1 protein-coding gene is annotated in these 1,160 nt (G+C 69.0%); it reads right to left on the minus strand.

Going from position 1 to position 1,160, the window contains the following annotated elements:
- The coding region (locus AC2VOP_RS16640; RefSeq protein WP_486961998.1) for an acyl carrier protein at positions 1–1,160 on the minus strand (1,160 nt) is incomplete at both ends.

Here is a 1,160-nt window from a genome sequence, read left to right on the forward strand (position 1 = left end):
GATTCACCGCCGAACCCCGCACCACCGCCAGCACCGGATGACCCAACCGCCGCGCATCCGAGAGCCGCTCCACCACCACCATCCCGCCGCCCTCCGAGAAGCCGGTGCCGTCGGCGGCGTTGGCGTAGGCCTTGCAGCGACCGTCGACCGACAAGCCGCGCCAGCGGCTGAATTCGACGAAGATATCGGGGGTGGCGTTGACGGTGACCCCGCCGGTCAGGGCCAGGTCGCACTCCCCCGAGCGCAGCGACTGCACCGCCATGTGCAACGCCACCAACGACGACGAACACGCCGTGTCCACCGACACCGCCGGCCCCTCCAGCCCCAGCACATACGACACCCGCCCCGAAGCCACACTGGACAGTTGGCCGGTCAGCCGGAAGCCCTCCACCGGTTCGGCGGCGAACATGCCGTAGCCCTGTGTCATCACCCCGGCGAACACGCCGGTGGCGCTGCCGCGCAGCCCGCCCGGGTCAATCCCGGCCCGCTCCAACGCCTCCCACGACAACTCGAGAAACCGGCGTTGCTGGGGGTCCATGGCCAGCGCCTCGCTCGGGCCGATCCCGAAGAACCCCGGATCGAAGTTACCCACGTTCTCGACGAAACCGCCGGTGCGGGTGTAGCAGGCGCCCGGGACGTCGGGATCGGGATTGTACAGTCCGGCCAGATCCCAGCCACGGTCGCTGGGGAACTCCGTGAGCACGTCTCGACCCTCGACCAGCATGTCCCAGAGGCCGTCGGGGGAATTCACGCCGCCCGGGTACCGGCACGCCATCCCGACGATCGCGATCGGGTCGTCGCCGGTGGCACGCACCGCCGGTGCGTGGGTGATTTCCCATGGGGCACCGGCGAGTTCGGCACACATGTACCTGGCCAGTCCGTTGGGCGTCGGGTAGTCGAAGATCAGCGTCGGCGACAGCGCCAGGCCGGTCGCGGTTTTGAGCCGGTTGCGCATCTCCACCGCAGTCAGCGAGTCGAACCCCAGCTCCTGGAACGCTTGGTCGGGATCGATGGCCTCGGGGTTGTCGTTGCCCAGCACGGTGGCGATGCTCGACCGCACCAAGTCCAACAGCACCGCGTGCTGCTCGTCCTCGGGCAGGCCTTCCAGGCGTTGCAGCAGAGCTGATTTCGACTTCGCGGCGGCCAGGGAGTCGTCGACC

It is taken from the genome of Mycobacterium sp. TH-M106 (assembly GCF_057473765.1).